The sequence below is a fragment of the Amycolatopsis sp. NPDC004747 genome (assembly GCF_053601335.1).
The window spans coordinates 254,094-280,928 of the sequence record NZ_JBSGBQ010000010.1 but is presented as its reverse complement, the minus strand read 5'-3'; the positions used below and the strand labels follow the sequence as shown (position 1 = coordinate 280,928).

The window sequence follows — 26,835 nt, the reverse complement described above, 5'->3', positions numbered from 1 at the left end:
CGGTGAACTGGGTCGATGTCGTCGTGCTGCTGCTGGCTCTGCTGGCCGCGGTGTCCGGCGCGTACCAGGGCGTGATCATCGCGCTGCCCTCGCTCGTCGGCGTCGTGCTCGGCGCGGTCGCAGGGATCAAGCTCGCGCCGGTCGTGGTCTCGTTCTTCGACGACCCGGTCTGGAAGGTCGCCTTCGCGGTGGCGACCGTGGTCTTCCTGGTCGCCTTCGGCGAGGCGATCGGCGTCTACGTCGGCCGCCGGCTGCGGCAGAAGATCAACCCGGACCGGCTCTCCGGCATCGACAAGACGCTCGGCGCGATCGTGCAGGCCCTGGTCGTGTTCGTGGTGGCGTGGCTGATCGCGACGCCGCTGACCACCGTGTCCGGCCTGCCGGGGCTGGCCAAGGCGATCAACGGCTCGGTGGTGCTCGGCAAGGTCAACGACGCCATGCCGTCGGCCGCCCAGGGGTTCCCGAGCCAGCTGCGCAAGCTGCTCGACGCGTCCGGCTTCCCGTCCATCGTGGACCCGTTCCAGAAGGCGCCGACGGCGGACACCTCGCCGCCGGACCCGGCGCTCCAGCGCAGCGGGATCGTCCAGGAGCTGCACGGCAGCGTGGTCAAGATCCGCGGCACCGCGAGTTCGTGCTCGCGGTCGCTCGAAGGCAGCGGCTTCGTGATCGCGCCGCAGCGGGTGATGACGAACGCGCACGTCGTGGCGGGCACCGACACCGTCGGCATCGAGACGACCCAGGGCGACTACCCGGCCCGCGTCGTCTACTTCGACCCGGAGGTCGACATCGCGGTGCTCGCGGTGCCGCGCCTGAAGGCCGACCCGCTGCAGTTCGCCCCGGAGACGGCGTCGGCGGGCGACAGCGCGGTCGTGCTCGGCTACCCGCTCGACGGACCGTACCGGGCGACCCCGGCGCGCGTGCGCGGCCGGATCAACCTGCGCGGCCCGGACATCTACGAGGCGAACACCGTGCAGCGGGACGTCTTCACGGTCCGCGCCGAGATCCGCAGCGGCAACTCCGGCGGCCCGATGGTGACCCCGGACGGCAAGGTCATCGGCGTCGTCTTCGGCGCGGCGGTCGAGGACCCGGAGACCGGCTTCACGCTGACGGCCGAGCAGGTCCGCGCCGAAGTCGACGCGGCTCCTTCGCAGACGGCGAACGTGTCCACCGGCTCCTGCGCGGCCTAACGCCCGTACCGCAGCGCGACGCCGTCCAGCAGGGCACGCAGGCCCGACTCGAAGATGTCGTCCAGCACCAGGTCGTAGCCGGTTTCGGTGAGCTCGGCGAGCATCCTGGCGAACGTCGGGTGCCCGGCCGTCATGGCCGCGACCGCGGTGCTCTGGTGGTCCATCCAGCCGTCCTCGGTCAGCCCGGACGAAGCCAGCGCGCTCTGCTCGCGTTCCAGGTGGACCGCCAGGCCCTGGACGTGGCTGAAGAACAGGACGTGCAGGTTGCACAGCGTCGCCGCGTCGACGCCCAGCTCGGCCAGCGCCGACAGGGCCCACTCGCCGTGGGTGGCGAGGTTGCGCAGCGGCAGCGGCCGCGTGATCGGCCCGAGCTGCGCCAGCCACGGGTGGCGCCGGTAGAGCGACCAGAGCGTGCGCCCGGCCAGCGTCAGGCGGTCGCGCCAGTCGCCCGACGGCTTCGCCGGGTAGCCGCGCTCGCCGAACGCGGCGTCGGCCATGAGCAGCACCAGCTCGTCCTTGCCCCGCACGTACCGGTAGGGCGCCATCGCCGCGACGCCGAGGCGGGCGGCCACCCCGCGCATGGACAGCGCGCCGAGGCCCTCGGTGTCGGCGATGGCGATGGCGGTCCGGACGAGCTGCTCGCGGGTGAGTCCCCGGCGGCCGCCGCGGTGGTCCCGGCCGGCGACGACCGTGCCGGACCGCGGCTCGGCGCGGACGACGCCCTCCTGGCCCAGCAGGTCCAACGCCTTGGCCGCGGTCGCGAGCGCGACGCCGTGGTCCGCCGCGAGCCGCCGGGCGGAGGGCACCCGTGCGCCCGGCGGCAGCTCGCCGCGGGTGATCCGCCCGCGCAGTTCGTCGGCGATGGCCAGGTACTTCACGGCGATCTCCTGAGCTAGTACAGATGGCCGTCTGTACTAGTACAGAAATGGCCAACGAGCTTGGGGTTCTTGAAAGTGGAGCGTACAAGCGTACGACTCTGGAGGAAACCGATGAGGAACGTCCTGATCTCCGGCGCCGGCATCGCCGGCGCCACCCTGGCCCGGTTCCTGGCCCGCGCGGGCTGGGCGGTGACCGTGGTGGAGCGGGCGCCCGGCCCGCGCACCGGCGGCCAGGCGATCGACGTGCGCGGGGTCGCGCTCGACGTCGTCGACGAGCTGGGGCTCGGCGACCGGATGCGCGCGCTGCGCACCCGGATGCGGGGGATGTCGGTGGTGGACGGCGAAGGCCGCGAGCTGTTCCGGTCGGAGGAGCACACCTTCACCAGCGGCCGGCTCGACAGCGCCGACTTCGAGATCCTGCGCGACGACGTCGTCGCGATGCTGCTGGAGGCGCCCGGCGTCGAGTACGTCTTCGGCGACTCGATCACCGCCCTGACCGAAGAGGCGCACGGCGTGCGGGTCGAGTTCGAGCACGGCGGTTTCCGGACGTTCGACCTGGTCGTCGGGGCGGACGGCCTGCACTCGGCCGTGCGGCGGCTGGCCTTCGGCCCCGAGGAGGACTTCACCCGCCACCTCGGCCAGTACCTGGCGATCTTCCCAGCCCCCAACTTCCTGGGGCTCGAAGACTGGCAGGTCTGGTTCCGGCACGAGCACACCGGCGGGGTGGCCTACCCGGTCCGCGACAACACCGAACTGCGCGTCACGCTCGGCTTCGGCTCGGAACCGCTGCCGCGGATGGCCGTTCCGGAGCAGAAGCGGCTGGTCGCCGAGCGCCTCGGCGGAGTCGGCTGGGAGGTGCCGAAGCTCCTCGAAGCGATGGCCGCCGCGGACGTCTTCTACTTCGACGCCATGGCCCAGATCCACCTCGACCGCTGGTCTTCGGGCCGGGTCGTGCTGGTCGGCGACGCCGGCTACTGCGCCTCGGCGCTGTCCGGCCAGGGGACGAGCCTGGCGCTGGTCGGCGCGTACGTCCTCGCGCAGGAACTCGCCCGGGCCGACCACGAAGAGGCCTTCGCGGCTTACGAACGGCGGATGCGGCCCTTCGTCGCGTTGAACCAGGCCCTGGCCACCGAAAACCCGGAAGGACCGGCCTCGGAGGAGTCGGTGGAGCGGGCGAAGAACGCCATCAGGCTCGCTTGAGGAACTCCGCCAGGGCCGCCGACGTGCGGTCCGGCACCTCGAGGTGGGGGAAGTGCCCGACGTCCGGCCAGATCTCCGGCTCGGCGTGCGGGCCCGCCCAGCGCGTCGACGACTTCGCCGTTTCGGGGAGGATGCAGGTGTCCTGGGCGCCGTGCAGCTGCAGCGTCGGTGCCGTGATCCGGGCGCCGACGGCGTCGGTGAAGCGGCGACCTTCGCCGCGGAACTGGGCGCGGAACGCCCACCGGTAGTACTCGAGCGCGCTGTGCGCGACGCCCGGCACGAGCATCGCCTGCCGGAACGCCTCGACGCTGCCGGTGAAGTCCGAAGTGGACTGCCAGCGGCGGCCGGCCCAGCCGCCGAACAGGTCCGCGACGGCCTGGGCGTCGTCCTTGACCAGCCACTTCTCCGGCGCCATCGGCACCTGGAAGCGGAAGAGGTGCCCGGCCGCGCGGCCCTGCCCCCGCCACGGGCGGGCCGCGCCGGAGCGCAGGGCGAGCGGGTGGGCGGCGCCGATCGCCGTCACCGAGGACACCAGCCGCGGGTGCAGCGCCGCGACCGTCCAGGCGAGCATGCCGCCCCACGCGTGCCCGACGAGGTGGGCGCGGCGCGCGCCGAGCGACTTGATCAGGCCGCCGACGTCACCGGCCAGCGTCCACGCGTCGTAGCCGCGGGGCGGCTTGTCCGAGTCGCCGTAGCCGCGCAGGTCGACGGCGACCGCGCGGAACCCGGCTTCGGCCAGTGCCCGCAGCTGGTGGTGCCAGGTCCACCAGAACTCGGCGAACCCGTGCAGCAGCACCACGACCGGGCCCTCACCGAGCTCGGCGACGTGCAGGCGGATGCCGTTCGCGGACACGTCGCGGTGGACCCACGGGCCGTCGAGCCGGACGATCGACGGGTCGGGGGACGCGTGCAACGACTTCAGTCGCGCGTGGTCGTCAAGTCGGCTTCGGGCGCACGCTGCGGCTTGAGCGCCGCGGCGGTCTCCTTGACGCTGGCGATGGTCCGCTCCGGTGCCTTGAACTTCTTCACCTTGCGGTAGCCGAGGAACCCGGCCGCGCCCGCGACGAGCAGCATCAGGACGAACACGATGCCGAACGCGATCCAGCGGTACCGCAGCCACTGGGCCAGCCCCTCGGCCGCGAAGAAGAACAGGAAGAACGTGCTGTACAGGAAGACCGTCAGCGCGATCAGGAAGAAGACGGCCCCCTTGAGGCCCTTCTTCACCTCGCCGACGAGCTCGGACTTCGCCAGCTCCATCTCGGCCCTGACCAGGGTGGAGATGTGCTGGGTCGCGTCGCCGACCAGGCGGCCGATCGACTGGTCGCCGGGGACGTCGGTGGCGGAGGACAGCGGGAGGTAAGGCACGGCCCCCACGCCGTCGGGGCCGGTTCGCTCGTGCTTGGGGCTGCTCACCGGGTCATCGTGCCATGTGTCCCGAAACCGGGCGCGGCGGACTCACAGTGTGTCGTCGATTCGCGCGTGAACCTTGCTACGACGGAGTAGCAAGGCCGCCGCCAGCAGGGACGCCGCCGCCGACGCGATCAGCACGGCCGCCTTCGCCAGTTCGCTTGCGCCGTCGGGCAAGGACAGCTCCGCGATCAGCAGGCTCACGGTGAACCCGACCCCGCCGAGCACGGACAACGCGGCCATGTCCCGCCAGCCCATCCCGCGCGGCTTCTCCGCCAACCGCAGCTTCACGGCGAGCAGGCTGGTGCCGAGGATCCCGACGACCTTGCCGCCGAGCAGCCCGGCGAGCACCGCGAGCGGCAACGCCGTGGTGAACACCGCGCCGAGCGCGTCGGCATTGACCGAGATCCCGGCCGCGAACAGCGCGAACACCGGCACGGCGACGGCCGCCGACCACGGCTGGAGCCGGTGTTCCAGCCGCAGCGCCGGCGACTCCGCCTCGCCCTCATCGGCGCGGACGCGGGTGAGCAGGCCCAGCGCGACGCCGGCGATCGTGGCGTGGATGCCCGCCGAGTGCACCGCGACCCAGGTGACCAGCGCCAGCGGGACGTACAGCCACGGCGTCCGGACCCGGCGGTGCTGCAGGAACGCGTAGAGGGCGAGCGCCACGACGGCGACGGCGACCGCGACCAGGTCGAAGCCCGTCGTGAACAGCACGGCGATGACGACGATCGCGCCGAGGTCGTCCACCACGGCGAGGGAAAGCAGGAAGACGCGGGCGCTCGAGGGCAGGTTCGACGCCGTCAGCGCGAGCACGCCGAGGGCGAACGCGATGTCCGTGGCGACCGGGATCGCCCAGGCGCGCTCGATGCCCGGCGTCCCCCAGCCGACGGCGAGGGCGACGAGCGCGGGCACGACCATGCCGCCGACCGCGGCCACGACCGGCAGGATCGCCTGCTTGAACCGCGACAGCTCGCCGATGACGAGCTCGCGCTTGAGCTCCAGCCCGGCGACGAAGAAGAACAGGGCGAGGAGGCCGTCCTTCGCCCAGTCGTCGAGGGTCAGGTTCAGGTGCAGGAACTCCGGGCCGAGCCGGAACTCACGCAGCGCGTGGTAGCTGTCCCGCAGCGGCGAGTTGGCCCAGAGCAGCGCGACCGCCGTCGCGCCGAGCAGGATCAGCCCGCCGGTCGTTTCGGTGCGCAGGTACCGGGCGAACTCACTGAACGGGCGGGTCATCGGGGCGGCTCCAGGGGTCGCTGATCACTGTTGCCGACCAGGCTTCCCGGCGCACCTTGATCCCAGTTTACCGCCCCTTTGTCACGCATTGTCATGACCGCTGTCACATGGGGTACCGGTGGTGGGTAACCGGGTGGGCTCTTAGCATGCCAACCGACAACGAAGTTGCCTGGACAAAGGAATGACGAGTTGTGAGCACCTCCACCGAGGTCCAGCAGGACACGAGGTTCTTCGGGCACCCACGAGGGCTGGCGAACCTCTTCGGCGTCGAGATGTGGGAGCGGTTCTCCTACTACGGGATGCTCGGCATCCTGCCGATCTACCTGTACTACCAGGTCGACCAGGGCGGTCTGGGCCTCGCGCAGGAGTCCGCGCTCGGCATCGTCGGCGCGTACGGCGGCCTGGTCTACCTCTCGGCCGTCATCGGCGCGTGGGTGGCCGACCGCCTCCTCGGCTCCGAGCGGACGCTGTTCTACAGCGCCGTGCTGATCATGATCGGCCACCTCAGCCTGGCCCTGCTGCCGGGCCTGGCCGGCATCGGCGTCGGCCTCGTGTGCGTCGCGGTCGGCAGCGGCGGGCTGAAGTCCAACGCGACGGCGATCGTCGGCACGCTCTACGCCGAGGGCGACGAACGGCGCGACGCGGGCTTCACGATCTTCTACATGGGCATCAACCTCGGCGGCTTCGTCGGTCCGCTGCTGACCGGGCTGGCGCAGTCCGAGGTCGGCTTCCACCTCGGCTTCGGCCTCGCGGCGATCGGCATGGCGCTGGGCCTGACCCAGTACGCGTTCGGCCGCAAGAACCTCGGTGACAAGGCGAAGGAGGTGCCGAACCCGCTGCAGGCGTCCCAGCGGGCGCTGGCGATCGGTGCCGCCGTCGTGCTGGTGGCCGCGGTGGTGACGCTGGTCGTCACCGGCGTCGTCAACCCGGGCAACCTCGCCGACGTCGTCGTGTGGGTGGTCGGCGTCATCTCGGTGGTCTACTTCCTCGTCATCCTGACCAGCCGCAAGATCACCGCCGTCGAGCGCAGCCGGGTGGTCTCGTTCATCCCGATGTTCATCGCCAGCGCGGTGTTCTTCTCGCTGTACCAGCAGCAGTTCACGGTCGTCGCGGCCTACACCGACCAGCGGCTGGACCGGGACCTGTTCGGCTGGGTGATGCCGGTGTCCTGGGTCAACTCGATCAACCCGGTGTTCATCATCGTCTTCGCCCCGGTGCTGGCGGCGCTGTGGACGAAGCTCGGCGACCGCCAGCCGTCGACGCCGATGAAGTTCGTCCTCGGCACGGTGCTGATGGGCGCGGCGTTCCTGCTGTTCCTGCCGATGGTGGGCAGCGGCAAGAACGCCAGCCCGATGCTCGCGATGGTCGGCATCCTGTTCGTCTTCACGATCGCCGAGCTGTGCCTTTCGCCGGTGGGGCTGTCGCTGTCGACGAAGCTCGCGCCGGAGGCGTTCCAGACGCAGATGGTGGCGCTGAACTTCCTGTCGATCTCGTTCGGCACCGCGATGTCCGGCAAGCTCGCCGCGTACTACTCGGTCGACGACGAAGCGCCGTACTTCAGCACGGTCGGCCTGGTCGCGATCGGCGTCGGCGTGCTGCTGTTCCTGGGCAGTCCCTTCATCCGCAAGCTGATGAAGGGCGTCCACTAGCCCACGGTGACCCCGAAGATGACGCCGACGAAGTAGGTCACGACCATGGTGAGCGCGCCGACGCCGACGTTGCGGACGATCGCGCGCCCCACGTTCGCGTCGCCGAGCCTGGCGCTGACGTACCCGGTCAGCGTCAGGCCGACGACGACGGCGGCGGCGCACGCCCACACCCGCAGGGAGACGCCGGCCCAGGCGATGGACAGGATCGGCAGCAGCGCGCCGATCGAGAAGGCGAGCAGCGACGCCCACGCGGCCTGCCACGGGCTGGTCAGGTTGTCGGGGTCGATGCCGAGCTCGGCCTCCGCGTGCGCCTGCAGGGCGTCCTTTTCGGTCAGCTCACGGGCGACCCGGGTCGCCAGCTCCGGCGAGAGGCCCTTTCCTTCGTAGATTTCGGCGAGCTCGCGCTCCTCGGCCTCCGGCATCGTCTTGAGTTCCTGCTTTTCGAGCCGGAGCAGGGCCTGTTCGGTGTCGCGCTGGGTGCTCACGGAAACGTATTCCCCGCCGGCCATGGAAAAGGCTCCGGCGACGAGCCCGGCGATTCCGGCGGTGAGGATCGTGGTGCTGTCGGTGGTCGCGCCGGCCACGCCGACGACGATGCCGGCCACGGACACGATGCCGTCGTTCGCCCCGAGCACCCCGGCTCGCAGCCAGTTCAGCTTCCCGCCAAGGCCCTGGTGCGGTTCGTGAGTGTGTTCCACGGCGTCACCGTCGATCGTTTCGGTCACCGGACCAGTGAAACACGGAAGCGGAATCGTGGCGAGAGGTGCGTTTTTCTCAGGTGCGCCTAAATAACGACTGCCTTACCTAAGCCGTCCTGTGTGGACTCTCAGCCGGTCCGGGTCATGATGGTCGGCATGGACGAGCAGGTGTGGCAGCCGCTGCGGGCGGTGGAGGGGTCGCCGCTGCTGGGCGGCGAGGGCCGCTTCCGGCTGCTGGAGCAGGCGGCGAGCGGTCTGGCGTACTTGATCCACTACCCGGCGGGGGTGTCTTCACCGCCGCACGCGCACGACCACGACTCGATCGTCTACGTGCTGTCGGGCCGGCTGCGGGGAGCGGTCGACGGCGTGGAGGCGGACCTGGAGCCGGGCGATTCGGTGCTGCACCCGCGCGGGGTGACCCACCACGTGGAGGCCCTGACGGACGCGATGTGGGTCGAGTTCAAGTCCCCGCTGCCGGGCCGCCCGCCGATCACGTCGTAGCGGATTCGGCCCGTTGATGCAAACGGCCATCCACAGCTGCGCAAGTTGTCCACAGATCACCGAGCGGCCGGTTTTTGCAGGTGGGAGCCGGTAGACTGGATCAGGGGACGTCCCCCAAGGGAAGGCGGTTTCTAGCGGTCGAGACCGGCCGGCCCAGCTCGGCGGCGATGGCCCGCAGTGATATCCCGGGTTGGCGGACCCGGTCAGCGATCCGGATCCGCTCCTCAAGGCTCAGAAACCGCGCCGACACCACCGGCGGTGCCACAGCCACTGCCGCATCAGCAGCAGCCGCGGGGGCGGCGGCGCGCCACTGTTTCGCCGTCCGATAGTTGACCCCGACCCGCCGAGCAGCCTCCCGACTGCCCACACCGTCTTCCACCAGCGCAAAGTAGGCCACCCGCTCCTCGACCAACGGCCTACCACGCCGACCCGCACGCCAAACCACACCCCGCGGGGCCCGATCCCGATCCCCGTCTCGACACGAAGCAACTCCTGAACACTCAGGTGTTGCAACCACCCCTAGAAACCGCCGAAGGGCGGGGGCTGCTTGCCGGCCGTCGGGCAAACGGAAACGCCCGGCCCCGCTCGAAGCGGAACCGGGCGTTTCCTGGAGTGAAGCTCAGGCGTCCAGCTCGGCGAGGGCCTGCTTGGCCTTCTCGAGCTCGGCCTCCAGCGCGGCGACCTTCGCGGCCTGCGCCTCGCGGGCCTGGTTGATCACCTCGTCGATCGGGCCGGACAGGTCGCTGTGCAGCTCCTTCGCCGCCCGCGAGACCGCCGCGGCCGGGATCTCGAGGCCCTTCGCGACCCACTTCGAACCGTTCTTCAGCTCGGCCTGCCACTCGCCGTCGGCGGTGCCGGTGACCGTGAGGATCAGCTCGACCGTGCGGGTCTTCTTCGCCGTCGACGCCGTCGCCGCGCCCTTCGGGCGGCCGCGCTTCGGCTTCGGGGCCTCCTCGGCGGCCGGCTCGGGCGAGCCTTCCGAAGAGGTGGCCGGGGACGCGGACTCGGTGACGGCCGCCTCGTCGGCGGAAACCTCCGAAGCAGCCGAATCGGCCGGAGCAGCCGGAGCCGGAGCGGAAACCGGGGCCTCGGCCGTTTCCTCGTCGTGCGTCAGGACATCCACGGTCATCGTCGTGTCGTCTCCTTGCCCGGGAAGTGGGTGTGGTTCGCGGCACAGCGTAGAACATGCGTTCGACTCGTGCCACACGGGGTGTCATGACAGAGCCCTCCCGGCGCGAAGCCGGAAGGGCTCTGACGGCGAGAACGCTAGCTCACTCCTCCGACTTGCCCGACTTCAGGCCCGACGAGATCAGGTCCATCACCGACGAGTCGGCCAGCGTCGTGACGTCGCCGACCTGCCGGTTCTCCGCGACGTCGCGCAGCAGGCGGCGCATGATCTTGCCCGAGCGCGTCTTCGGCAGCTCCGGCACGACCATGATCTGCCGCGGCTTCGCGATCGGCCCGATCTCCTTGGCGACGTGGTTGCGCAGCGCCTGGATGGCCTCCTCGCCGCCGTCGACGGCGTTGCCGCGCAGGATCACGAACGCGACGATGCCCTGGCCGGTCGTCGGGTCGGTCGCGCCGACGACCGCGGCCTCGGCCACCGTCGGGTGCGAGACCAGCGCCGACTCGACCTCGGTCGTCGAGATGCGGTGGCCGGACACGTTCATCACGTCGTCGACGCGGCCGAGCAGCCAGACGTCACCGTCATTGTCGTACTTCGCGCCGTCGCCGGCGAAGTAGAAGCCCTGCTCCTTGAAGCGCGACCAGTACGTCTCCTTGAACCGCTCCTCGTCGCCCCAGACGCCCCGCAGCATCGACGGCCACGGCTTGTCGAGCACCAGGTACCCGCCACCGCCGTGCGGGACCTCCGTGCCGGTGTCGTCGACGACCTTCGCGGAGACACCCGGCAACGCCTTCTGCGCCGAGCCCGGCTTGGTGGACGTGACGCCGGGCAGCGGCGAGATCATGATCGCGCCGGTTTCGGTCTGCCACCACGTGTCGACGATCGGGGTCCGGCCCGCGCCGATGTTCTCGCGGTACCAGATCCACGCCTCCGGGTTGATCGGCTCGCCGACCGAACCCAGCACGCGCAGCGACGACAGGTCGTACTTCTCCGGGATCTCCGCGCCCCACTTCATGAAGGTGCGGATCAGCGTCGGCGCCGTGTAGTAGAGGGAGACCTTGTACTTCTGGACGATCTCCCAGTGCCGCCCCTCGTGCGGGGTGTTGGGCGTGCCTTCGTAGACGACCTGCGTTACGCGGTTGGCGAGCGGGCCGTAAACGATGTAGCTGTGGCCGGTGATCCAGCCGATGTCCGCGGTGCACCAGTAGACGTCCTCGCCGGCCTTGTGGTCGAAGACGTTGTGGTGCGTGTACGCCGTCTGCGTCAGGTAACCGCCGGAGGTGTGCAGGATGCCCTTCGGCTTCCCGGTCGTGCCGGACGTGTAGAGGATGAACAGCGGGTGCTCGCTGTCGAAGGCTTCGGGAGTGTGCTCTTCGGACTGTCCGTCGACGAGCTCGTGCCACCACAGGTCGCGGCCGTCGGTCCACGGGACGTCGCCCTCGAGCTTGTCGCCCGTGCGCTTGACGACGATGACCTTCTCGACGGTCTCGGCGCCGTCGAGAGCTTCGTCGACGTTCGCCTTCATCGGCGCGGCCTTGCCGCGGCGGAACTGGCCGTCGGAGGTGATCACGATCTTCGCGGCGGCGTCGTCGACGCGGGCCCGCAGCGCTGTCGGCGAGAAGCCGCCGAAGACGACGTTGTGCAGCGCACCGATCCGAGCGCACGCGAGCATCGCGAAGATGGCCTCGGGCACCATCTGCAGCTGGATCGCCACGACGTCGCCCGCGGTGACGCCCAGCGACGCGAGTGCGTTGGCGGCCTTGGAAACCTCGGTCTTCAGCTCGGCGTAGGTGATGTCCCGGGTGTCGCCCGGCTCGCCGACCCAGTGGATCGCGACCTGGTCGCCGTGGCCGGACTCGACGTGCCGGTCGACGCAGTTGTAGGCGACGTTCAGCTTGCCGCCGACGAACCACTTCGCGAAGGGCGCATTGGTCCAGTCCAGTACCGTGGTCCACTTCGTGTCCCACGTGAGCCGCTCCGCCTGCTTGGCCCAGAACGCTTCGCGATCGGCGTCCGCCTCGGCGTAGAGATCGGCCTTCGCATTCGCCTGAGCAGCGAAATCGTCGCCGGGCGGGAAGGTGCGGCTCTCGGTGAGCAGGTTGTCCAGGGCGGGGGACTGCTCGGTCATGGTTGCAAGGCCTCCTGTAGTGCGCCGACATGACGGCTAGCGGCACGCTAGCGACGTTAGTCCGCCTTGTAAAAGGTTGCACCCACGTTGCCCCGCCGTTTCACCGAGGCAGGCGAGCCGCGCTGACTAAGCGTTCGTTCAGCCGGGCCTTCGCCGCGGGCCACTCCGGCGCCAGCATCGAATACAGGACGGTGTCGCGGGACGACCCGTCGGGCCGGATCCGGTGCGCTCGCAGCACGCCCTCGCGAAGCGCGCCAAGCCGTTCGATGGCGCGTTGCGACCGCAGGTTGCGGATGTCGGTCTCCCACGCGACCCGTTGCGCGCCAAGGGTTTCGAACGCGTGGGTCAGCAGGAGCAGCTTCGACTCGGTGTTGAGCCCGGTGCGCTGCCAGTCCGCGCCGATCCACGTGTGCCCGATCGACAGGATCCGGTGCTTCTCGACGACCTGGTAGTACGACGTCGTCCCGGCGACGCGGCCGGAAGCGGGGTCGAGCTGCGCGAACGGACGGCGGTCGGGGTCGGCGAGCGCCTGCTCGACCAGCCGCTCGGCAGCCGCGAGATCCCCCGGCTGCCGGGTGCTCAGCCACGCCCAGATGCCCGGGTCGGCGCCAGCCTCCAGCAGGCCCTTGGCGTGCGCGGGCGTCAGCGGCTCCAGGCGGACGTGCTCGCCGGACAGGGTCGGTCGGGTGCTCCAGTCGCTCACATGATCACCATAAGCAGACTATTGGCCGTTTCGGATAGCCAGTTTTCACGCATTTTCGAATGCCACTCCCGCGTTGCCTATGCTCGGCGGACCACGACGAAAGGGCGGGCTCGATGGCCGAAGAGCGGGAAGAGCTGAGTTGGGAGCTGTTCGGCACGGCGAGCCGTGAACTGGCTCACACCATCGCCGAAGACGGTTTCGCGCCGGACCTCATCCTCTCGATCGCGCGCGGTGGGCTGTTCGTCGCCGGCGCGCTCGGCTATGCGCTCGACGTGAAGAACCTGCACGTGATGAACGTCGAGTTCTACACCGGCGTCGACCAGCGCCTCGACCTGCCGGTGATGCTGCCGCCGGTGCCCAACGTCGTCGACCTGACGAGCAAGAAGGTGCTGATCGCCGACGACGTCGCCGACACCGGCGCCACGCTCAAGCTGGTCCGCGACTTCTGCCTCGAGCACGTCGCCGAGGTCCGCTCGGCCGTCGTCTACGAGAAGCCGCACTCGACGGTGAAGTGCGAGTACGTCTGGCGGCACACCGACCGCTGGATCAACTTCCCGTGGTCGGTGCTGCCGCCCGTGGTCACCCGTGAAGGACAGGTGCTCGACGCATGACCGACCCGCTGAGGCCCCTCCTCGACCTCGAAGGCGTCGCCGCGGCCGCGAAGTCGGCGCAGGACGCGGTGTTCGCGGTCCACCGCCTCCCGGCGAACCTCCGCGGCGGCGCGGCGACGGCGGCGGAAGCGTCCGTGCGCGCCGCCCGCGCGTCGGCCGGCATCGAAGGCGCCAACCCGGAACTGCCCGCCGACGGCGCGGTCGCCGACCCGGTCCTCGCCGGCGCGCTGCGCGTCGCGGAGACCCTCGAGTCCCTGCTGCCGACCTGGCGCCGGGCACCCCTGCAGGCGTTGGCGCGGCTGCACGTCCTCGCCGCGGCGGACCTCGTCGAAGACCTGGATGCGTTGGGCCGCCCGCGGTCCGGCGGCGGCCGGCTCGAGCTGCTGGCCCAGCTGGTGACCGGGGCGACGTCGGTGCCGGGCCCGGTCCTGACCGCGGTCGTCCACGGGGAACTGCTGGCGCTCAAGCCGTTCGGCAGCGCGGACGGCGTCGTCGCGCGGGCGGCCGCCCGCCTGACGATGGTCGCGACCGGGCTCGACCCGAAGTCGTTGAGCGTGCCGGAGGTGGCGTTCTTCCGCCGGGTGCCGAAGTACCTGGAAGCCGCCGAAGGCTTCGCCGGCGGTACGCCCGAGGGCGTCCGCGCGTGGCTGCTCTTCTGCTGCGAAGCGTTCGAAGCCGGTGCGCGCGAAGCGAAGTCCATTTCGGACGCGGCTTCTTAGCCGGAGAGCTTGGCCGACCACTTCTCTTCGATCCGCCCGAACCGCCACACCGCCAGCGCAACCACCCAGGTCAGCACGAACAGGCCGACGATCCCGAAACCGACGTAGTCCAGGTCAACCGAAGCGATCGCGGCCAGCGGCCCGCTCGTGATGTCCAGCTTCTCGGCGAGGATCGACACCAGCTCGATGGTCCCGATGAGCAGCGCGACCGCGACCGACAGCGCGGTCACCGTGATGTTGTAGAAGATCTTGCGCACCGGCTTCGCGAACGCCCAGCCGTAAGCGAAGTTCATGAAGCAGCCGTCGACGGTGTCGAACAGGCTCATCCCGGCCGCGAACAGGATCGGCAGCACGAGGATCGCGTACCACGGCAGCGCGAACGTCGCCGCGCCCGCGGCCAGCACGAGCAGCCCGATTTCGGTCGCGGTGTCGAAGCCGAGGCCGAACAGCAGCCCGACCGGGTAGATGTGCCACGGCTTGCGCACGGCCTTCGTCGCGCCGCGCAGCAGCCGGTTCATGAAGCCGCGGTTGTCCAGCCGGCGTTCGAGCTCGGCTTCGTCGAAGTCGCCGCGGCGCATCTGCCGGAAGACCCGCAGGATCCCGACGAGCACGACCAGGTTCAGGATCGCGATCACGTACAGGAACACCCCGGACACCGACGTCCCGATCACGCCGGTGGCCCGGTGCAGCGCCGACGAGCCGTCCTCGAGCTGCCCGGCCAGCGCGCGGACGCCCAGCGACAGCAGCAGGCACAGCACGAACACGATCGTCGAGTGCCCGAGGGAGAACCAGAAGCCGACCGAAAGCGGCCTCTGGCCGTCACCCATCAGCTTGCGCGTCGTGTTGTCGATCGCGGCGATGTGGTCGGCGTCGAACGCGTGCCGCATGCCGAGCGTGAACGCCGTGACACCCAGCCCGATCCCGAACACGCCGGACGTGCCCAGCGCGTAGTGGTGCGGCACGACGAACGCCGTGAGCACGCCCCAGCCCACGACGTTCAGCAGCAGGATGAACCCGCCCATCCCGCCGATCGACAGCCACTCGCGACGCGACAGCCCGCGCCGCGAGTCCTCCGCCGTGCCCGCCATCGCCCACCCGCCTTCCCGCTCATCTGAGAGGTTAGACAGGTGAACAGATGAAGATCTAGCTCGCCCGCACCCTAAGAGTGTCGAGCGCCTTGCGCACGTGCCCGCCGGACGTGTGCAAAGCCTTCGCGGCGCTCTTGACGTCCTCCCCGGACAGCAAGTGCACCAGCGCCACCTTGAGGTCGCCCCCGGCCTCGGTGAGCGCGTCCGAGCAGTCCGCCATCGTCATGCCGGTGGCTTCCTGCAGGATCCGGATGGTCCGGCCGCGCAGCTTCGCGTTGGTCGCCCGCATGCTGACCATCAGGTTGGAGTAGGTCCGGCCCAGCTTGATCATCGTCGCGGTGGAGAACGACGTGAGGATCATCTTCTGCGCCGTGCCCGCCTTCATCCGGGTCGAGCCGGCGATCGCCTCGGGACCGGTGTCGACGGCGATGAGGACGTCCACCCCGGCCGGCTTCGCGGCCTTGGCGTTGCCCGAGACCAAGCCGGTCCGGGCGCCCTGGCGCGACGCCGCGGCCAGCGCACCCAGCACGTACGGCGTCCTGCCCGACGCCGTCAGCCCGAGCACGAAGTCGCCCGGCTGCACCATCGCGGCCATCTCGGCGGCCCCCGCCGCCGAGTCGTCCTCCGCGTTTTCGACGGCGTGCCGCAGTGCGCGCTCGCCGCCGGCGTGGTGGGCGATGAACCAGTCGCCCGGCACGTTGAACGTCGGCACCAGCTCGGCCGCGTCCAGGGTGGCCAGGCGCCCGGACGTGCCCGCACCGACGTAGTGCACCCGGCCTCCGGCCCGCAGGGCGTCCACCGCGAAGTCCACCGCGTGCGCCACCTGGGGCAGCACCGCGGCCACGGCACCGGGGACTGTGCGGTCCTCGGCGTTGATCGCGCCCAAGATCCCCGCGGTGGACATCAGGTCGATGTCCTTGGTGCGGGGATTGCGGGTCTCGGTCGGCGAATCGACGTGCACCGCCTGCATGGGGACGGTCATCATGCGCCTCACCTTTTCTCCGGTCATCTACTTGCCGGTTTCCCGCGGACGGCGACGACCGTCCGGCCTGACCCCCAAGCGGTGCGATCCGACTGCGTCCCGCGTCGCGTCCAGCGCGCTGACCGACGCGTCCATGTGCCGCTGCGCGACGCCGATGAACAGGCAGTCGATGACCGTGAGCTGGGCGATGCGGCTCGCCGTGGCGCCCGAGCGGAACGTGGTTTCCCGGGCCGCGGTCGTCAAAACGTGGTCGGCGACTTCGGTGATCGGGGAGCGCGGGAAGTTCGTCACGGCGATGGTGATCGCGCCGTGCTCACGCGCCACGCGCAGCGCCTCGACGGTGTCGGTGGTCGCGCCGGTGTGCGAGACGCCGATCGCGACGTCACCGGGGCTCAGCACCGCGGCCGAGGTGAGCATGATGTGCGTGTCCGACCACGCGAAGCACACGCGGCCGATGCGGTGCAGCTTCTGCTGCAGGTCGGCGGCGACGAACGCGCTGGCGCCCACGCCGTAGACGTCCACGCGGCCGGCGTTCGCGACGACCTCGATCACCTGCTCGAGCGTGGCGACCTCGAGCTGGTCGGCCGTCTCTTCGACGGCGCGCGCGTCGGCGAAGCTGACCTTGCCGATCACGGCGGCCAGGTCGTCCTCCGGGCCGATCTCGCCGCCGAGGTTGCGCGTGGTGCGCGCCTCGGTGCGCGCGGTGTCCGCGGCCAGCGCGATGCGCAGCTGCGGGTAGCCGCCGACCCCGACGGCCTTGCAGAACCGCGTCACCGTGGTCTCGCTCGTGTTGGCGGCCAGGGCGACTTCGGTGATGCTGCGCCGCGCCACCGAGGCGGGGTCTTCCAGCACCACCTTGGCCACGCGCTGCTCGGCACGGGCCAGTCCGGGGAGCAGGGACCGGATCCGCACCAGCGGACTGGAATCGGCGTCCCGCACGGCCGTCTGGACCGATACGGGCTCGGACGGTGCCGTGCCGACTACGGATTCGGTATCACTCACCGTCGGAAAGTTACTAACCGTTGGCATCTGCGACAAGGCTACCCACACCCTTCGGTCGGATCGCAACCCGTCCGTGTCTGCGGATCTGGATTTGCGATTAATCACTGACCAGAAAGTCGCCAACCAGGTCGACCTTGTTAACGAGCTCAAGCTAACGACTTGGCAACTTAGTGTCGCTGCGCAAGCGGCAAAGGGACGGTAAATTCGGGCTTCCGGTCGACGTTCGGCGACCGATCGGTCACCGAGAGGTCAATTGCCAGCCGTCCGCGGTGAAGACGGCGGGGTCTCGTTCACCGTCGAGGAGTGATCGGCCGCTCTCGGTGACTTTCACACCGTCCACCGAAACTCCTCGTCCGGTGTAACTCGGGTCGGTGCTGTAACGCCAGCGGAGGCTCACCGACGCGCCTTCCGGAACGGCGCCCACCACCCGCCACCAGCTACGGTGCCCGTGCCCGGAGAGCGACATCACAGTTCCGGAGGGTGCGCCCGGCCCGGAAACCGATAGGGCGATCGGTTGCCAGTTAACGCCGTCGGTGCTGGCCTGCAGCTGAAGTGGATCACCACTGCCTTCGGTGTCCACGAAAGCAGCGAAGGAGACTCGCGCCTGAGCTCCGTGCGTCGTGAACGGCCGTGTACTGAGCGTTGCCACCCCGGCGTTACCCAGCGTGCTCGTCCAGGCGTCCGTCCCGGCCACTGGCCGCACCGCCATGGCCCTGGCCAGCGAAGTCGCCCAGACCTGGCGGGCGGTGTTGATCGAGCCCCAGTTCCGGCTCGGGTGCACCCGGTTGGTCAGCAGGATCGCGAACGACCGGGACTCCGCGTCGATGACCAGCGTCGTTCCGGTGTAACCGGTGTGCCCGGCGGTGACCGGCGACGCCAGCGCACCCATGTACCAGGGCTGGTCGAGCTCGAAGCCCAGGCCGTGCGCGTCGTCGGGGAACTGCTGGTTGTAGTTCGTCAACAGCTGCCGCACGGTCTCCTCGCGCAGGATCCGGTGCCCGCGGTAGCTGCCGCCGTTCAGGATCGTCTGGGCGAGGGCGGCCATGTCGCCCGCGGTGCTGAACACGCCGGCGTGCCCGGCGACGCCGCCGAGGGACCACGCGTTCTCGTCGTGCACGCTGCCGCGCACCATCCCGCGCGGCGGGTTCGCCTGGAACTCCGTCGCGGCGATCCGGGCCAGCTTCGCCGCGGGCGGGTTGTACCCGGTGTCGGCCATGCCGAGCGGCGCGGTGATCCGGTTGTGGACGACCTTGTCGAGGGACTGGCCCGTCAGCTTCTCGACGATGAAGCCGAGCGTCAGCAGGTTGATGTCGGAGTAGAGGTACGTCGTCCCCGGCTTGTTCTTCAGCGGGCTGTCGAGCACGGCCTGCCGGCGCGACGGGATGTCCGGGTAGCCCGCCCAGAGCGACGGGATCGGGTCGGCGTCGAAGCCGGAGGTGTGAGTGAGCAGCATCTTGACCGTGATGGCGGCCTTGTCGCCGGTGGCGAACTCCGGGAAGAAGCGGCTGACCGGCGTGTCGATGGTGAACTGACCGCGTTCGACCAGCTGCAGCACCGCGATCGAGGTGAACAGCTTCGAGATCGAAGCCATGTCGAAGATCGTGTCGTTCTTCATCGGGACCTGCTGGCCGGCAGGCAGTTCGGTGCCCTTGGCGTCGGCGTACCGCAGCGCGCCGCCGACCGCGTACCGGTCGACGACCACGCCGTCGTGCGCGAGCAGGCCGACCGCCCCGGAGAAGTGCGGGTGCCCGGAGGCGTCGGGTTCGGTCCAGCTCGCCAGGAAACTCTCGGCCGCCTTGATCGGCGCCGGGTCGAGGTCGACCTCCTGCGGCCGTCCGTCGCGCAGCGTCGTCCACGGCGGGGCGAACCCCTGCCGCGGCCGGTCGAAGCGGCCGGCCGCCGGATCGTGGCTGGTGATGGCGCTGGCTCCCGAGTCCGACACGGTCAACGTGGTCAGTGCGGCCAGCACTGCGGTGACCGCGACGAGCACCTTCCTAACACGCACGAGTCTCCCCCTCAGCGGTAGCGCAGGTACGGGCGGCGTCTCCGGTCGAACTCGGCCAGCTCGGCCCGCCAGGCGCCGGTGACCTCGTCGACGCCCGCGCCGGCGTCGACCATGGTCCGGAGCCGGTCGGACCCGGACAGCTTGTCGATGTAGTTGTCGGGCCGCCAGGCGAACAGCTCCGGGTGGAGGGCCTTCGCCGTGACGAGCATGGCGACGGCGGTCCGGATCGCGTCGAACGCCTGCGGGTCGCTCACGCCCAGCTGCACGCCACCGCACGTCTGGTTGACGAACTTGCCGAACGTCGGGACGAAGTAGGTCTCGCGGAACCGGGCGCCGGGCAGGGCCAGGTCCTCGAGCTTCTCGCGCCAGCGCCAGTCGAGCCCGGGCGCGCCGATGATCTCGAACGGCCGGGTCGTGCCGCGGCCCTCGGAGAACACCGTGCCCTCGAACATCCCGGTGCCGGGGTAGACGAGCGCGGTGTCCGGCGTCGGCATGTTCGGGCTCGGCAGCACCCAGTTCAGCCCGGTCCGCGCGAAGAGCGCGTCACGCTGCCAGCCGCGGACTCCGACGACGTCGAGCTGCAGTTTTTCGTCCGGCAGGAACTCTCCGGCGAAGAACCGGGCGAGCTCGCCGACGGTCATGCCGTGCTGCTGGGCGATCGGCTGCCGCCCGATGCCGGAGGCGAACTTCGGGTCCAGCACCGGCCCGGCCGCCCGGCCGCCGATCGGGTTCGGCCGGTCCAGGACGATGAAAGTGGCTTTGACCTGCGCCGCGGCCACCATCGCGGTGTAGAGCGACCAGATGTAGGTGTAGAAGCGCGCGCCGACATCGGCGATGTCGAAGACGACCGTGTCGACGCCCGCCTTGGTGAACAGCGAAGCGAGCTTCGTCGCGTCGACGCCGTACGCGTCGTAGACCGGGACGCCGGTGCGAGGGTCGGTGTAGTCGCCCTCGGACCCGCCGGCCTGCGCGCTGCCGCGGAAGCCGTGCTCGGGGCCGAAGGCCGCCACCGGTTTCACGCCGGCGGCCACCATGGAGTCGACGATGTGGTCGCCGTTCAGCAGGACGCCGGTCGGGTTCGAAAGCACGCCCAGCTTGCGGCCCTTGAGGGGTCGCCAGCTCTGCGCGGCCAGCTGCTCCGCGCCGGTGAGGACCCGGCCGCGGCTTTCGGGCTCGGCTCCCGCCACCGCGGAGCCGCCCGCCAGCGCCGGAACGGCGAGCGCACTCGCGCCGAGGAAGTGGCGGCGGTTGAGGTTCACCAGGTCAGCCCGTGGCCGAAGGGGTACTTCACGGTCTGCACGTCGGCCCCCGCCGGGATGTCCACCGGCAGCTTCCCGACCGGCTTCGTCTCGCCGAGGATCACCTTGGCCAGCGCCTCGAGCGTCGGGCCGATGTAGCCGTAGGTGGCCAGCCAGGTCCGGACGGCGCTCGGGTAACCGGCGTCGTACGGGATCTGCGCGGCCACCGCGACGACCGGCTTCCCGGTGGCCTGCAGCGCGTCGAGCAGCTTGGTCTGCAGGGGGTAGGTGGCGATGTTGTTGGTCAGCACGACGACCAGGTCGGCGGTCTGGGCCTTGGCGACGGCCTGCGCGACCTGGGCGTCCGTCGGGGTCTGGCCGGTCTGGTAGGCCGTCGCGGCGGTGCCGTGGGCGGTCAGCTTCTGGGCCAGGGTCGCCGTCGTGGAGACGCCCCAGCCGGTGACGAGCGTGGTCGCGGGCTTCTGCGCGAGCGGCAGGAGGCCGGCGTCGTTCGCGATGGCCGTGATGCCGCGGTCGGCGATGTCCTGGGCGGTCTTGAGGCTCGCCGGGATGCCGACGGTCTTCATGACCCGGCCGGTGTCGACGAACGGCGAGAATAGGATGCCGCGCTTGAACTTGAGCTTGAGCACGCGCAGCACGCTCTGGTCGATCCGCCGCATCGGGAGCTCACCGGACTTGACGGCGGCGAGCACCGAGTTGATCGCGAGCTCCAGGTGCACCGGCATGAGCAGCTGGTCGACGCCCGCCTTGAGCGCGAGCACCGGGATTTCGGCGTCGCCGTGCAGCTTGCGCACCCCCTCCATCTCGAGGGAGTCGGTGATCACGACGCCGTTGTAGCCCAGCTCGTTGCGCAGGCGGTCGGTGATGATCGGCTTCGACAGCGTCGCGGGTTCGAGCGACGGGTCCAGGCTCGGGAACTGGATGTGCGCGCTCATGATCGAGTCGACGCCGGCGGCGATCGCGGCCTTGAACGGCGGCACGTCGGTGGCCCGCCACTGCGCTTCGGTGCTGTCGATCCGCGGCAGCCCGGTGTGGCTGTCGGTCGGCGCGGCGCCGTGGCCGGGGAAGTGCTTGGCCGTCGCCGCGACGGACTTCTCGAAGCCCTTCACCTCGGCGGTGACGAAGTCGCCGGCCAGGCCCGGCCGCCCGGAGAACGACCGGACGCCGATGACCGGGTTGACGGGGTTGGAGTTGACGTCCGAATCGGGCGCGAAGTCCTGGTTGATCCCGACGGCGCGCAGTTCGCGGCCGAGGATGGTCGCGGCCTGCGTGGCGCGGTCGGTGTCCCGTCCGGCGGAGATGGCCATGGCGTTCGGGAACTCGGTGGCCGGCGCCCCCATCCGCGTGACGGTGCCGCCCTCCTGGTCGGCGGCGATCTGCAGCGGGATGTGCGCGCCGCTCGTGACGGCGGCCCGCTGGAGGCCGTTGGACAGCTTCGCGACCTGCACGGGGTCGTCGAAGTTGTCACGCGAGTCGTTGTTGAAGTAGATGACCCCGCCGAGGTGGTACTTCTGGACGACCTGAGCCGGGGTGTCGACGCCGAAGTCGGCCTGGTTCTTCGGGTTGACCTCGTCGGCGGTCTTGCCGTTCACCCAGGTGACGAACAGCTGGCCGACCTTCTGCTCGAGCGTCAGCCCTCGCAGCGCCTGCGTCGCCGCGGCCTCGGCCTGCGCGTCCGCGCTCACCCGCGGTGCGCTCGCGGCGGTCGCGACACCCACACCGGTGAAGGCGAGCACCCCCGCGACGGGCAGGGCGAGCGCATGGAACCTCCGATTTCGGGTCGTCACGACCAGCCTCCCAGAAGTAGCGGGCGCCGGTCCGGACGTCAGAAGTCCACTTGGAGGCGCCAGTATCGGGAAGCTACTCACCGAATCCGGCGCTGTCCATCGACCGTCCGCGCGAACGGCCAGGTCGTACCCGGATCGGTAGGAAATTCTCCGCTTGCAAGCTGCAGCACGCCACGCGTGATGCCCCGCCAGTCACGTGTGATGCCCCGCCAGTCACGCGAGATGCCCGAAACGTCCCCCCGAATAGACGAGGCGGCGCCCGTGGCCGAAGCCACGGGCGCCGCCTGCAAGCGCGAACTTCTCGGGCGACCAAGCGTGCAACTCTGGTCGTACCTACATGGACTCGGCGTGTGGCGTCCCACTACGCAGTCCCTAGACGACGAGCCTCCCGCGGCGCGCTGCGCGTGGGTACCCGGAGTCCGCGCACGGAGGTTTGCCGGGGTGGAACAGGCTTCTCTTCTACCTGCTCCCTGGCCGACCGAACGTCCGCACCTACTTTCTACGCCGTGAGCCCGGTCACTTCAAGTGCGCGGACGGGTGCACCGGTACAGAGGCTGGATCGGGTGACATCGGCACCCTCCGCGACGGACAATTCGGGGCTGGGCCAAGCAAAGCGGAGGCCGTACGGCCGTGTGGGTGGCGCGTGTCCGGCTAGCGGGACCGACGGCGACGACTGAGGCCGTACCAGGTCGCTCCGGCGGCCACCGCGCCGACGCCGAGCGCCACCATCCCGGCCGATCGCGTCGGGATCCGGGTGCGCAGCGACATCGGCCGGTCGAAGGCCAGGATCGGCCAGCCGCGCTCGAGGGCCTCGCGCCGCAGGAGCTTGTCCGGGTTGACCGCGTGCGGGTGCCCGACGACCTCGAGCAGTGGGATGTCGGTGCTCGAGTCGGTGTAGGCGAAGCACTCGGCGAGGTCGTACCCGTAGGTCGCGGCGAGCTGCTTCGCGGCGACGGCCTTGTTGGCGCCGTAGCAGTAGAAGTCGACTTCGCCGGAGTAGCGGCCGTCGACGATCTGCATCCGGGTGGCGACGCTCCGGGTCGCGCCGAGCATCTCCGCCACCGGCGCGACGACCTCCTCGCCGGTCGCCGACAGCACGATGACGTCGTGCCCGTCTTCGCGGTGGCGGGCGATCAGCTCCGCCGCCTCCGCGTACACGAGCGGGTCGACGACGTCGTGCAGGGTCTCGCGGACGATCGCCGAAACCTGGGCGACGTCCCAGCCGGCGCACAGCGCGGAAACTTCGGCGCGCAGCCGCTCGGTTTTGTTCTCGTCGGCGCCGGCGAGTGAGAACACCAGCTGCGCGTACGCACTTCGCAACGCGGCGCGACGGTTGATCAGCCCTTCTTTCAAGAGGGGCTTGCTGAATGCCAGTGCGCTCGACGAAGCGATGATCGTCTTGTCCAGGTCGAAGAACGCGGCCACCGCGTGCTCCGGGCCCGGCTTCCGGATGCGCGACGGCGCGCTGCTCGGTTCGGCCACCTCTCCAGGATAGGAGCTTGATCGGCGCGCGTCCCGTTGATCCACCACGCGCGCGTCGCGCCGGGCGGAAAATCCATGACAGGCAGGCACTTCGGGCGCGCTGTGCCGTTATCGAACTGTGTGCCTCATCCGGCGCGCGAACCGGTGTCGGGCGGAGTTACAGTGAGGGAGCCCGGTGTCCAACCGGGCCGGTTCAGTCCGACCCCCCGGGGCTGAACCCACGGCGGCCCCCGTCCCTCCCCCCTGGCGGGGGCCGCCCTCTTACCTTCCGTTTGCCTTTCCCGGTTCCCTTTGTGCCGGTCGCATTCCGCTTTCCCACGGTGTTCTTACCTTCCGCTTACCTTCGTCGATTTTTTCGTCGAGCCAGGATTCATGGTTGGGACGGCGCGCAAATCTTCGCGTGCGGATGTCCGCGCTCATTCCCGCCGCAGATGCGTCGCCCGACAACCCCGATGCTGCCACGGCCCACCGTCGGAACAGGCCCTCGAGCGCTCCACGAGCGGCAGTTGTCCACAACACCCCGGTTGTCCACAGCCTGCTGTCCGACCCGTTGTGCCGCCCCGCCCCCGCCCGCGACGGTGGAACCCGGGCCACCCACGGCCCGCACCGACGACGGGGAGGAACGCATGACGGGGGAACGACCGCTGGTGATCGCCGCGGACGAAACGGTGCTCGACGAGATACTGCGCGTGGCCGCGGTCGCGGGCTGCGAACTCGACCGCGCACCGGACCTCACGGCGGCGAGCGGCCACTGGGCCAATGCGCCACTGGTGGTCCTCGACGAAGAAGCCGTGCGGCACCCACCGGTCCTGCCCAAGCGCGGCGGGGTCCTCTTGGTCTGCAAGGGCAGCCCGGGGCCGGCGACGTGGGAGCACGCGTTCCGCAGCGGCGTCCAGCGCGTGATCTCGTTGCCGGACGAGGAGACGGCGCTCGCCGGCGCGTTCGCCGACGTCGTCGAGACACCGGCGGAGCAACCCGGTCTGGTGCTCGGCGTGGTCGGCGGCCGGGGCGGCGCGGGCGCGTCCGTGTTCGCGGCCACGCTGGCCCTGGTGGCCGACGGCGCTCCGGGCGGGGCGTTGCTGGTGGACTGCGATCCGCTCGCCGGCGGCCTGGATGTGTTGCTCGGGCTGGAAAAGACGCCCGGGGCACGCTGGCCGGACGTCCGGCTGAGCGGCCGGATATCGGTGACGTCGCTGGCCGCGGACCTCCCGCAGCGAAGGCACCGCGGCGGCAGCCTGCCGGTGCTCGCGTCCGGGCCCGACGGCAACGGCCCGGAGGTCGAGTCGTTGTCGGCGATCCTGTCCGCCGGCCGTCGCGCGGGCCGCACGGTGGTGTGCGACCTCCCGCGCACCCTCGGCGAGGCGGCCGAGGAGGTGGTGCTGCGGGCCGACCTGGTCCTGCTGATGGTGCCGCTGGAGATCCGGGCCTGCCTGGCGGCGAAGAAGGTGCTGAACAGGCTGGCCAAGCTGACGGCCCGCGTCGGCGTGGTCACATGTGGACACTCGAAGGACCCGGCGGTGCGCACGGCCGCCCTCATCGGCCCGCCCTTGATGGCCGCGATGCCCCCGGAGCGCGGTCTCTGGCAAGCACTGGAGCGAGCCGAATTCCCGGCAAAGCCCAAGGGCCCTTTGGCCAAGACAGCGGCCGAGATCTTGACGATAGCCCGCCGCGAAGCCCAGGCGGCCACCCGATGACCGCCGCAGCGGAAGACCTCCGCACCACCGGCGCCCCGACAAGGGTGTCGGAGCTGCTGCTGCCAACGCTGATCGGCCTCCTGACCCGATCCCCGGCAGGCGCGGCGACCTTCTCGACGCTGCTGCAGCCCCCGCGAGACGCACCCGCAAGACCACGGTCAGGCACCCGCGTGACAGCGGCGGCTCTCGGCGGGTCTGCGGCACCCGAAGCTGCGCTCGCGTCCGTCGCGGGAACCCGCGTTGCGGCATCACACCACCACTCACCTCAGGCCCACACCGAGCAAGGCGGCTGAACCCATGACCACCGACTTCGTGGACCGCGTCCGCAACCGCCTGGCCGGCGACCGTCGCCGGGCCGACCCGGTCGCCGTCGCCACCGCCGTCCGCGCCGAAGCCGGCGGTGCCCTCGGCCACGACGCGGTGCTCGACGCGGCCCGCCAAGCCCGCGACGAGTTCGTCGGCGCCGGCCCGCTCGCCCCGCTCCTCGACGACCCCGCCACCACCGACGTCCTCGTCACCGGGCCCCACGAGGTCTGGACCGACGGCCCGCAGGGCCTCACCCGCACCGGCATCAGCTTCACGGGCGAGGAATCCGTCCGCCGCCTGGCCCAGCGCCTGGCCCTCGCGGCCGGGCGCCGCCTCGACGACGCGCAGCCCTACGTCGACGGCTGGCTTCCCGGCACCGGGCCCCACGGCCGCATCCGCGTGCACGCCGTCCTCCCGCCGATCGCGGCCGGCGGCACCTGCCTGTCCCTGCGCGTCCTGCGCCCGGCGACGCACGACCTCGCCACCCTCGGCGAACTCGGCGCGTTCGACGAGGCCGGCGCCCGGCTCCTCCGCACCGTCGTCTCGAAGCGGATGGCGTTCCTCGTCACCGGCGGCACAGGCGCGGGCAAGACAACGCTCTTGGCCGCGCTGCTCGGCGCGGTCGACCCGGGCGAGCGGATCGTCTGCGTCGAGGACGCCGGCGAGCTGCAGCCCGCGCACCCGCAGTTCGTCGGCCTCGTCGCCCGTCCGCCCAATGTGGAGGGTGCCGGCGCGGTCGGCCTGCCCGAGCTCGTGCGCCAGGCGCTGCGCATGCGTCCCGACCGGCTGGTGGTCGGCGAGGTCCGCGGCGCAGAGGTCGGTGCGCTGCTCACCGCGCTCAACACCGGCCACGACGGCGGCGCCTGCACCGTCCACGCCAACTCCCCGGCCGAGGTGCCCGCCCGCATCGAGGCGCTGGCCGCGCTCGGCGGCCTCGGCCGCGATGCCGTGCACAGCCAGCTCGTCGCCGCGATCCGGGTGGTGCTGCACATGCGGCGCGAACCAGGCGGGCGCCGCCGGCTCGCCGAGGTCGGCGTGCTCCGCGCCGAACACGGCCGGGCCCGGGTCGTGCCGGTGTGGCGCGCGGGCCGGTGGACGGTCGACAGGCACCTGTTCACGACCCCGGGGGCGATCGCGTGCTGAGCCTCCTGCTGGTGCGGATTTCCTTGCTGCTGAACGTTTTCCCG

At 70.7% G+C, this 26,835-nt stretch carries 24 protein-coding genes; 8 read left to right on the top strand and 16 right to left on the bottom strand.

Going from position 1 to position 26,835, the window contains the following annotated elements:
- Positions 1-2 precede the first annotated feature (2 nt).
- On the top strand, positions 3-1,187 hold the full coding sequence (locus ACWEGE_RS18745) for a MarP family serine protease (protein WP_449661704.1): 1,185 nt from the start codon (positions 3-5) through the stop codon (positions 1,185-1,187).
- On the opposite strand, the gene ACWEGE_RS18740 is transcribed toward ACWEGE_RS18745, so the two are convergent.
- Entirely contained in the window at positions 1,184-2,065 is an 882-nt protein-coding gene (locus tag ACWEGE_RS18740; RefSeq protein WP_449661703.1) for a TetR/AcrR family transcriptional regulator C-terminal domain-containing protein, read from the bottom strand. The genes ACWEGE_RS18745 and ACWEGE_RS18740 overlap by 4 nt on opposite strands.
- 111 nt (positions 2,066-2,176) lie before the next feature.
- Here ACWEGE_RS18740 and ACWEGE_RS18735 point away from each other — a divergent pair, with 111 nt between their 5' ends.
- Positions 2,177-3,265, top strand: coding sequence for an FAD-dependent oxidoreductase (locus ACWEGE_RS18735; RefSeq protein ID WP_449661702.1), 1,089 nt, complete (start codon positions 2,177-2,179; stop codon positions 3,263-3,265).
- Here ACWEGE_RS18735 and ACWEGE_RS18730 read toward each other — a convergent pair.
- From ACWEGE_RS18730 to nhaA, 3 genes are read right to left on the bottom strand one after another with little or no spacing between them, the layout of a single operon-like run.
- Positions 3,252-4,178 (bottom strand): alpha/beta fold hydrolase, encoded by a 927-nt coding sequence (locus tag ACWEGE_RS18730; protein WP_449661701.1) that lies wholly within the window; start codon positions 4,176-4,178, stop codon positions 3,252-3,254. The genes ACWEGE_RS18735 and ACWEGE_RS18730 overlap by 14 nt on opposite strands.
- A 5-nt stretch (positions 4,179-4,183) precedes the next feature.
- On the bottom strand, positions 4,184-4,678 hold the full coding sequence (locus ACWEGE_RS18725; protein WP_449661700.1) for a phage holin family protein: 495 nt from the start codon (positions 4,676-4,678) through the stop codon (positions 4,184-4,186).
- Positions 4,679-4,720: 42 nt separating this feature from the next.
- On the bottom strand, positions 4,721-5,908 hold the full coding sequence (gene nhaA, locus ACWEGE_RS18720; protein WP_449661699.1) for a Na+/H+ antiporter NhaA: 1,188 nt from the start codon (positions 5,906-5,908) through the stop codon (positions 4,721-4,723).
- A gap of 191 nt (positions 5,909-6,099) precedes the next feature.
- Between nhaA and ACWEGE_RS18715 the strand changes: the two genes are divergently transcribed.
- Complete coding sequence (locus ACWEGE_RS18715; RefSeq protein ID WP_449661698.1) at positions 6,100-7,557, top strand: peptide MFS transporter; 1,458 nt, start codon at positions 6,100-6,102, stop codon at positions 7,555-7,557.
- On the opposite strand, the gene ACWEGE_RS18710 is transcribed toward ACWEGE_RS18715, so the two are convergent.
- Positions 7,554-8,282 (bottom strand): VIT1/CCC1 transporter family protein, encoded by a 729-nt coding sequence (locus ACWEGE_RS18710; protein ID WP_449661697.1) that lies wholly within the window; start codon positions 8,280-8,282, stop codon positions 7,554-7,556. The genes ACWEGE_RS18715 and ACWEGE_RS18710 overlap by 4 nt on opposite strands.
- A gap of 117 nt (positions 8,283-8,399) precedes the next feature.
- On the opposite strand from ACWEGE_RS18710, the gene ACWEGE_RS18705 reads away from it, so the two are divergent.
- Positions 8,400-8,756, top strand: coding sequence for a cupin domain-containing protein (locus tag ACWEGE_RS18705; protein WP_449661759.1), 357 nt, complete (start codon positions 8,400-8,402; stop codon positions 8,754-8,756).
- A 100-nt stretch (positions 8,757-8,856) separates the two neighbouring features.
- On the opposite strand, the gene ACWEGE_RS18700 is transcribed toward ACWEGE_RS18705, so the two are convergent.
- From ACWEGE_RS18700 to ACWEGE_RS18685, 4 genes are all read right to left on the bottom strand, one after another.
- Complete coding sequence (locus ACWEGE_RS18700) at positions 8,857-9,168, bottom strand: helix-turn-helix domain-containing protein (protein ID WP_449661696.1); 312 nt, start codon at positions 9,166-9,168, stop codon at positions 8,857-8,859.
- 207 nt (positions 9,169-9,375) lie between these two features.
- Complete coding sequence (locus ACWEGE_RS18695; protein WP_449661695.1) at positions 9,376-9,885, bottom strand: DUF6319 family protein; 510 nt, start codon at positions 9,883-9,885, stop codon at positions 9,376-9,378.
- A 142-nt stretch (positions 9,886-10,027) separates the two neighbouring features.
- The gene (gene acs / locus ACWEGE_RS18690; RefSeq protein WP_449661694.1) at positions 10,028-12,010 is read right to left on the bottom strand and encodes an acetate--CoA ligase; all 1,983 of its coding nucleotides are present in this window, start codon (positions 12,008-12,010) and stop codon (positions 10,028-10,030) included.
- Positions 12,011-12,110: 100 nt separating this feature from the next.
- Complete coding sequence (locus ACWEGE_RS18685) at positions 12,111-12,713, bottom strand: GNAT family N-acetyltransferase (RefSeq protein ID WP_449661693.1); 603 nt, start codon at positions 12,711-12,713, stop codon at positions 12,111-12,113.
- 113 nt (positions 12,714-12,826) lie between these two features.
- On the opposite strand from ACWEGE_RS18685, the gene ACWEGE_RS18680 reads away from it, so the two are divergent.
- Positions 12,827-13,324: a phosphoribosyltransferase gene (locus ACWEGE_RS18680; protein WP_191312649.1), complete on the top strand. Its 498-nt coding sequence runs from the start codon at positions 12,827-12,829 to the stop codon at positions 13,322-13,324.
- Positions 13,321-14,043: an oxidoreductase gene (locus ACWEGE_RS18675; RefSeq protein ID WP_449661692.1), complete on the top strand. Its 723-nt coding sequence runs from the start codon at positions 13,321-13,323 to the stop codon at positions 14,041-14,043. The genes ACWEGE_RS18680 and ACWEGE_RS18675 overlap by 4 nt, the downstream gene beginning before the upstream one ends.
- Here the strand turns inward: ACWEGE_RS18675 and ACWEGE_RS18670 are convergent.
- From ACWEGE_RS18670 to ACWEGE_RS18640, 7 genes are all read right to left on the bottom strand, one after another.
- Positions 14,040-15,131, bottom strand: coding sequence for a HoxN/HupN/NixA family nickel/cobalt transporter (locus tag ACWEGE_RS18670; RefSeq protein ID WP_449661691.1), 1,092 nt, complete (start codon positions 15,129-15,131; stop codon positions 14,040-14,042). The genes ACWEGE_RS18675 and ACWEGE_RS18670 overlap by 4 nt on opposite strands.
- 55 nt (positions 15,132-15,186) lie before the next feature.
- Entirely contained in the window at positions 15,187-16,116 is a 930-nt protein-coding gene (locus ACWEGE_RS18665; RefSeq protein ID WP_449661690.1) for an N-acetylmuramic acid 6-phosphate etherase, read from the bottom strand.
- 24 nt (positions 16,117-16,140) lie between these two features.
- The gene (locus ACWEGE_RS18660) at positions 16,141-17,115 is read right to left on the bottom strand and encodes a MurR/RpiR family transcriptional regulator (protein WP_449661689.1); all 975 of its coding nucleotides are present in this window, start codon (positions 17,113-17,115) and stop codon (positions 16,141-16,143) included.
- 238 nt (positions 17,116-17,353) lie between these two features.
- Complete coding sequence (locus ACWEGE_RS18655) at positions 17,354-19,084, bottom strand: serine hydrolase (RefSeq protein ID WP_449661758.1); 1,731 nt, start codon at positions 19,082-19,084, stop codon at positions 17,354-17,356.
- Positions 19,085-19,131: 47 nt separating this feature from the next.
- The gene (locus ACWEGE_RS18650) at positions 19,132-20,379 is read right to left on the bottom strand and encodes an exo-beta-N-acetylmuramidase NamZ family protein (RefSeq protein WP_449661688.1); all 1,248 of its coding nucleotides are present in this window, start codon (positions 20,377-20,379) and stop codon (positions 19,132-19,134) included.
- On the bottom strand, positions 20,376-22,115 hold the full coding sequence (locus tag ACWEGE_RS18645; protein ID WP_449661757.1) for a glycoside hydrolase family 3 protein: 1,740 nt from the start codon (positions 22,113-22,115) through the stop codon (positions 20,376-20,378). Before ACWEGE_RS18645 ends, ACWEGE_RS18650 begins: the two co-directional genes overlap by 4 nt.
- A gap of 702 nt (positions 22,116-22,817) precedes the next feature.
- A complete protein-coding gene (locus ACWEGE_RS18640) occupies positions 22,818-23,648 on the bottom strand; it encodes an HAD family hydrolase (RefSeq protein ID WP_310969158.1) in 831 nt (276 codons plus the stop codon).
- A 626-nt stretch (positions 23,649-24,274) separates the two neighbouring features.
- Between ACWEGE_RS18640 and ssd the strand changes: the two genes are divergently transcribed.
- Together ssd and ACWEGE_RS18630 are read left to right on the top strand one after the other, a co-directional pair.
- Positions 24,275-25,342 (top strand): septum site-determining protein Ssd, encoded by a 1,068-nt coding sequence (ssd, locus tag ACWEGE_RS18635; protein WP_449661687.1) that lies wholly within the window; start codon positions 24,275-24,277, stop codon positions 25,340-25,342.
- Between the two features lie 297 nt (positions 25,343-25,639).
- On the top strand, positions 25,640-26,791 hold the full coding sequence (locus ACWEGE_RS18630) for a TadA family conjugal transfer-associated ATPase (RefSeq protein WP_449661686.1): 1,152 nt from the start codon (positions 25,640-25,642) through the stop codon (positions 26,789-26,791).
- Positions 26,792-26,835: the final 44 nt, after the last annotated feature.

Bases quoted from the DNA above. Each gene is read 5' to 3' on its own strand.
- ACWEGE_RS18735 (WP_449661702.1), top strand. From the start codon at position 2,177: ATGAGGAACGTCCTGATCTCCGGCGCCGGCATCGCCGGCGCCACCCTG.
- nhaA (WP_449661699.1), bottom strand. From the start codon at position 5,908: ATGACCCGCCCGTTCAGTGAGTTCGCCCGGTACCTGCGCACCGAAACG.
- ACWEGE_RS18705 (WP_449661759.1), top strand. From the start codon at position 8,400: ATGATGGTCGGCATGGACGAGCAGGTGTGGCAGCCGCTGCGGGCGGTG.
- ACWEGE_RS18695 (WP_449661695.1), bottom strand. From the start codon at position 9,885: ATGACCGTGGATGTCCTGACGCACGACGAGGAAACGGCCGAGGCCCCG.
- acs (WP_449661694.1), bottom strand. From the start codon at position 12,010: ATGACCGAGCAGTCCCCCGCCCTGGACAACCTGCTCACCGAGAGCCGC.
- ACWEGE_RS18680 (WP_191312649.1), top strand. From the start codon at position 12,827: ATGGCCGAAGAGCGGGAAGAGCTGAGTTGGGAGCTGTTCGGCACGGCG.
- ACWEGE_RS18675 (WP_449661692.1), top strand. From the start codon at position 13,321: ATGACCGACCCGCTGAGGCCCCTCCTCGACCTCGAAGGCGTCGCCGCG.
- ACWEGE_RS18670 (WP_449661691.1), bottom strand. From the start codon at position 15,131: ATGGCGGGCACGGCGGAGGACTCGCGGCGCGGGCTGTCGCGTCGCGAG.
- ACWEGE_RS18665 (WP_449661690.1), bottom strand. From the start codon at position 16,116: ATGATGACCGTCCCCATGCAGGCGGTGCACGTCGATTCGCCGACCGAG.
- ssd (WP_449661687.1), top strand. From the start codon at position 24,275: ATGACGGGGGAACGACCGCTGGTGATCGCCGCGGACGAAACGGTGCTC.
- ACWEGE_RS18630 (WP_449661686.1), top strand. From the start codon at position 25,640: ATGACCACCGACTTCGTGGACCGCGTCCGCAACCGCCTGGCCGGCGAC.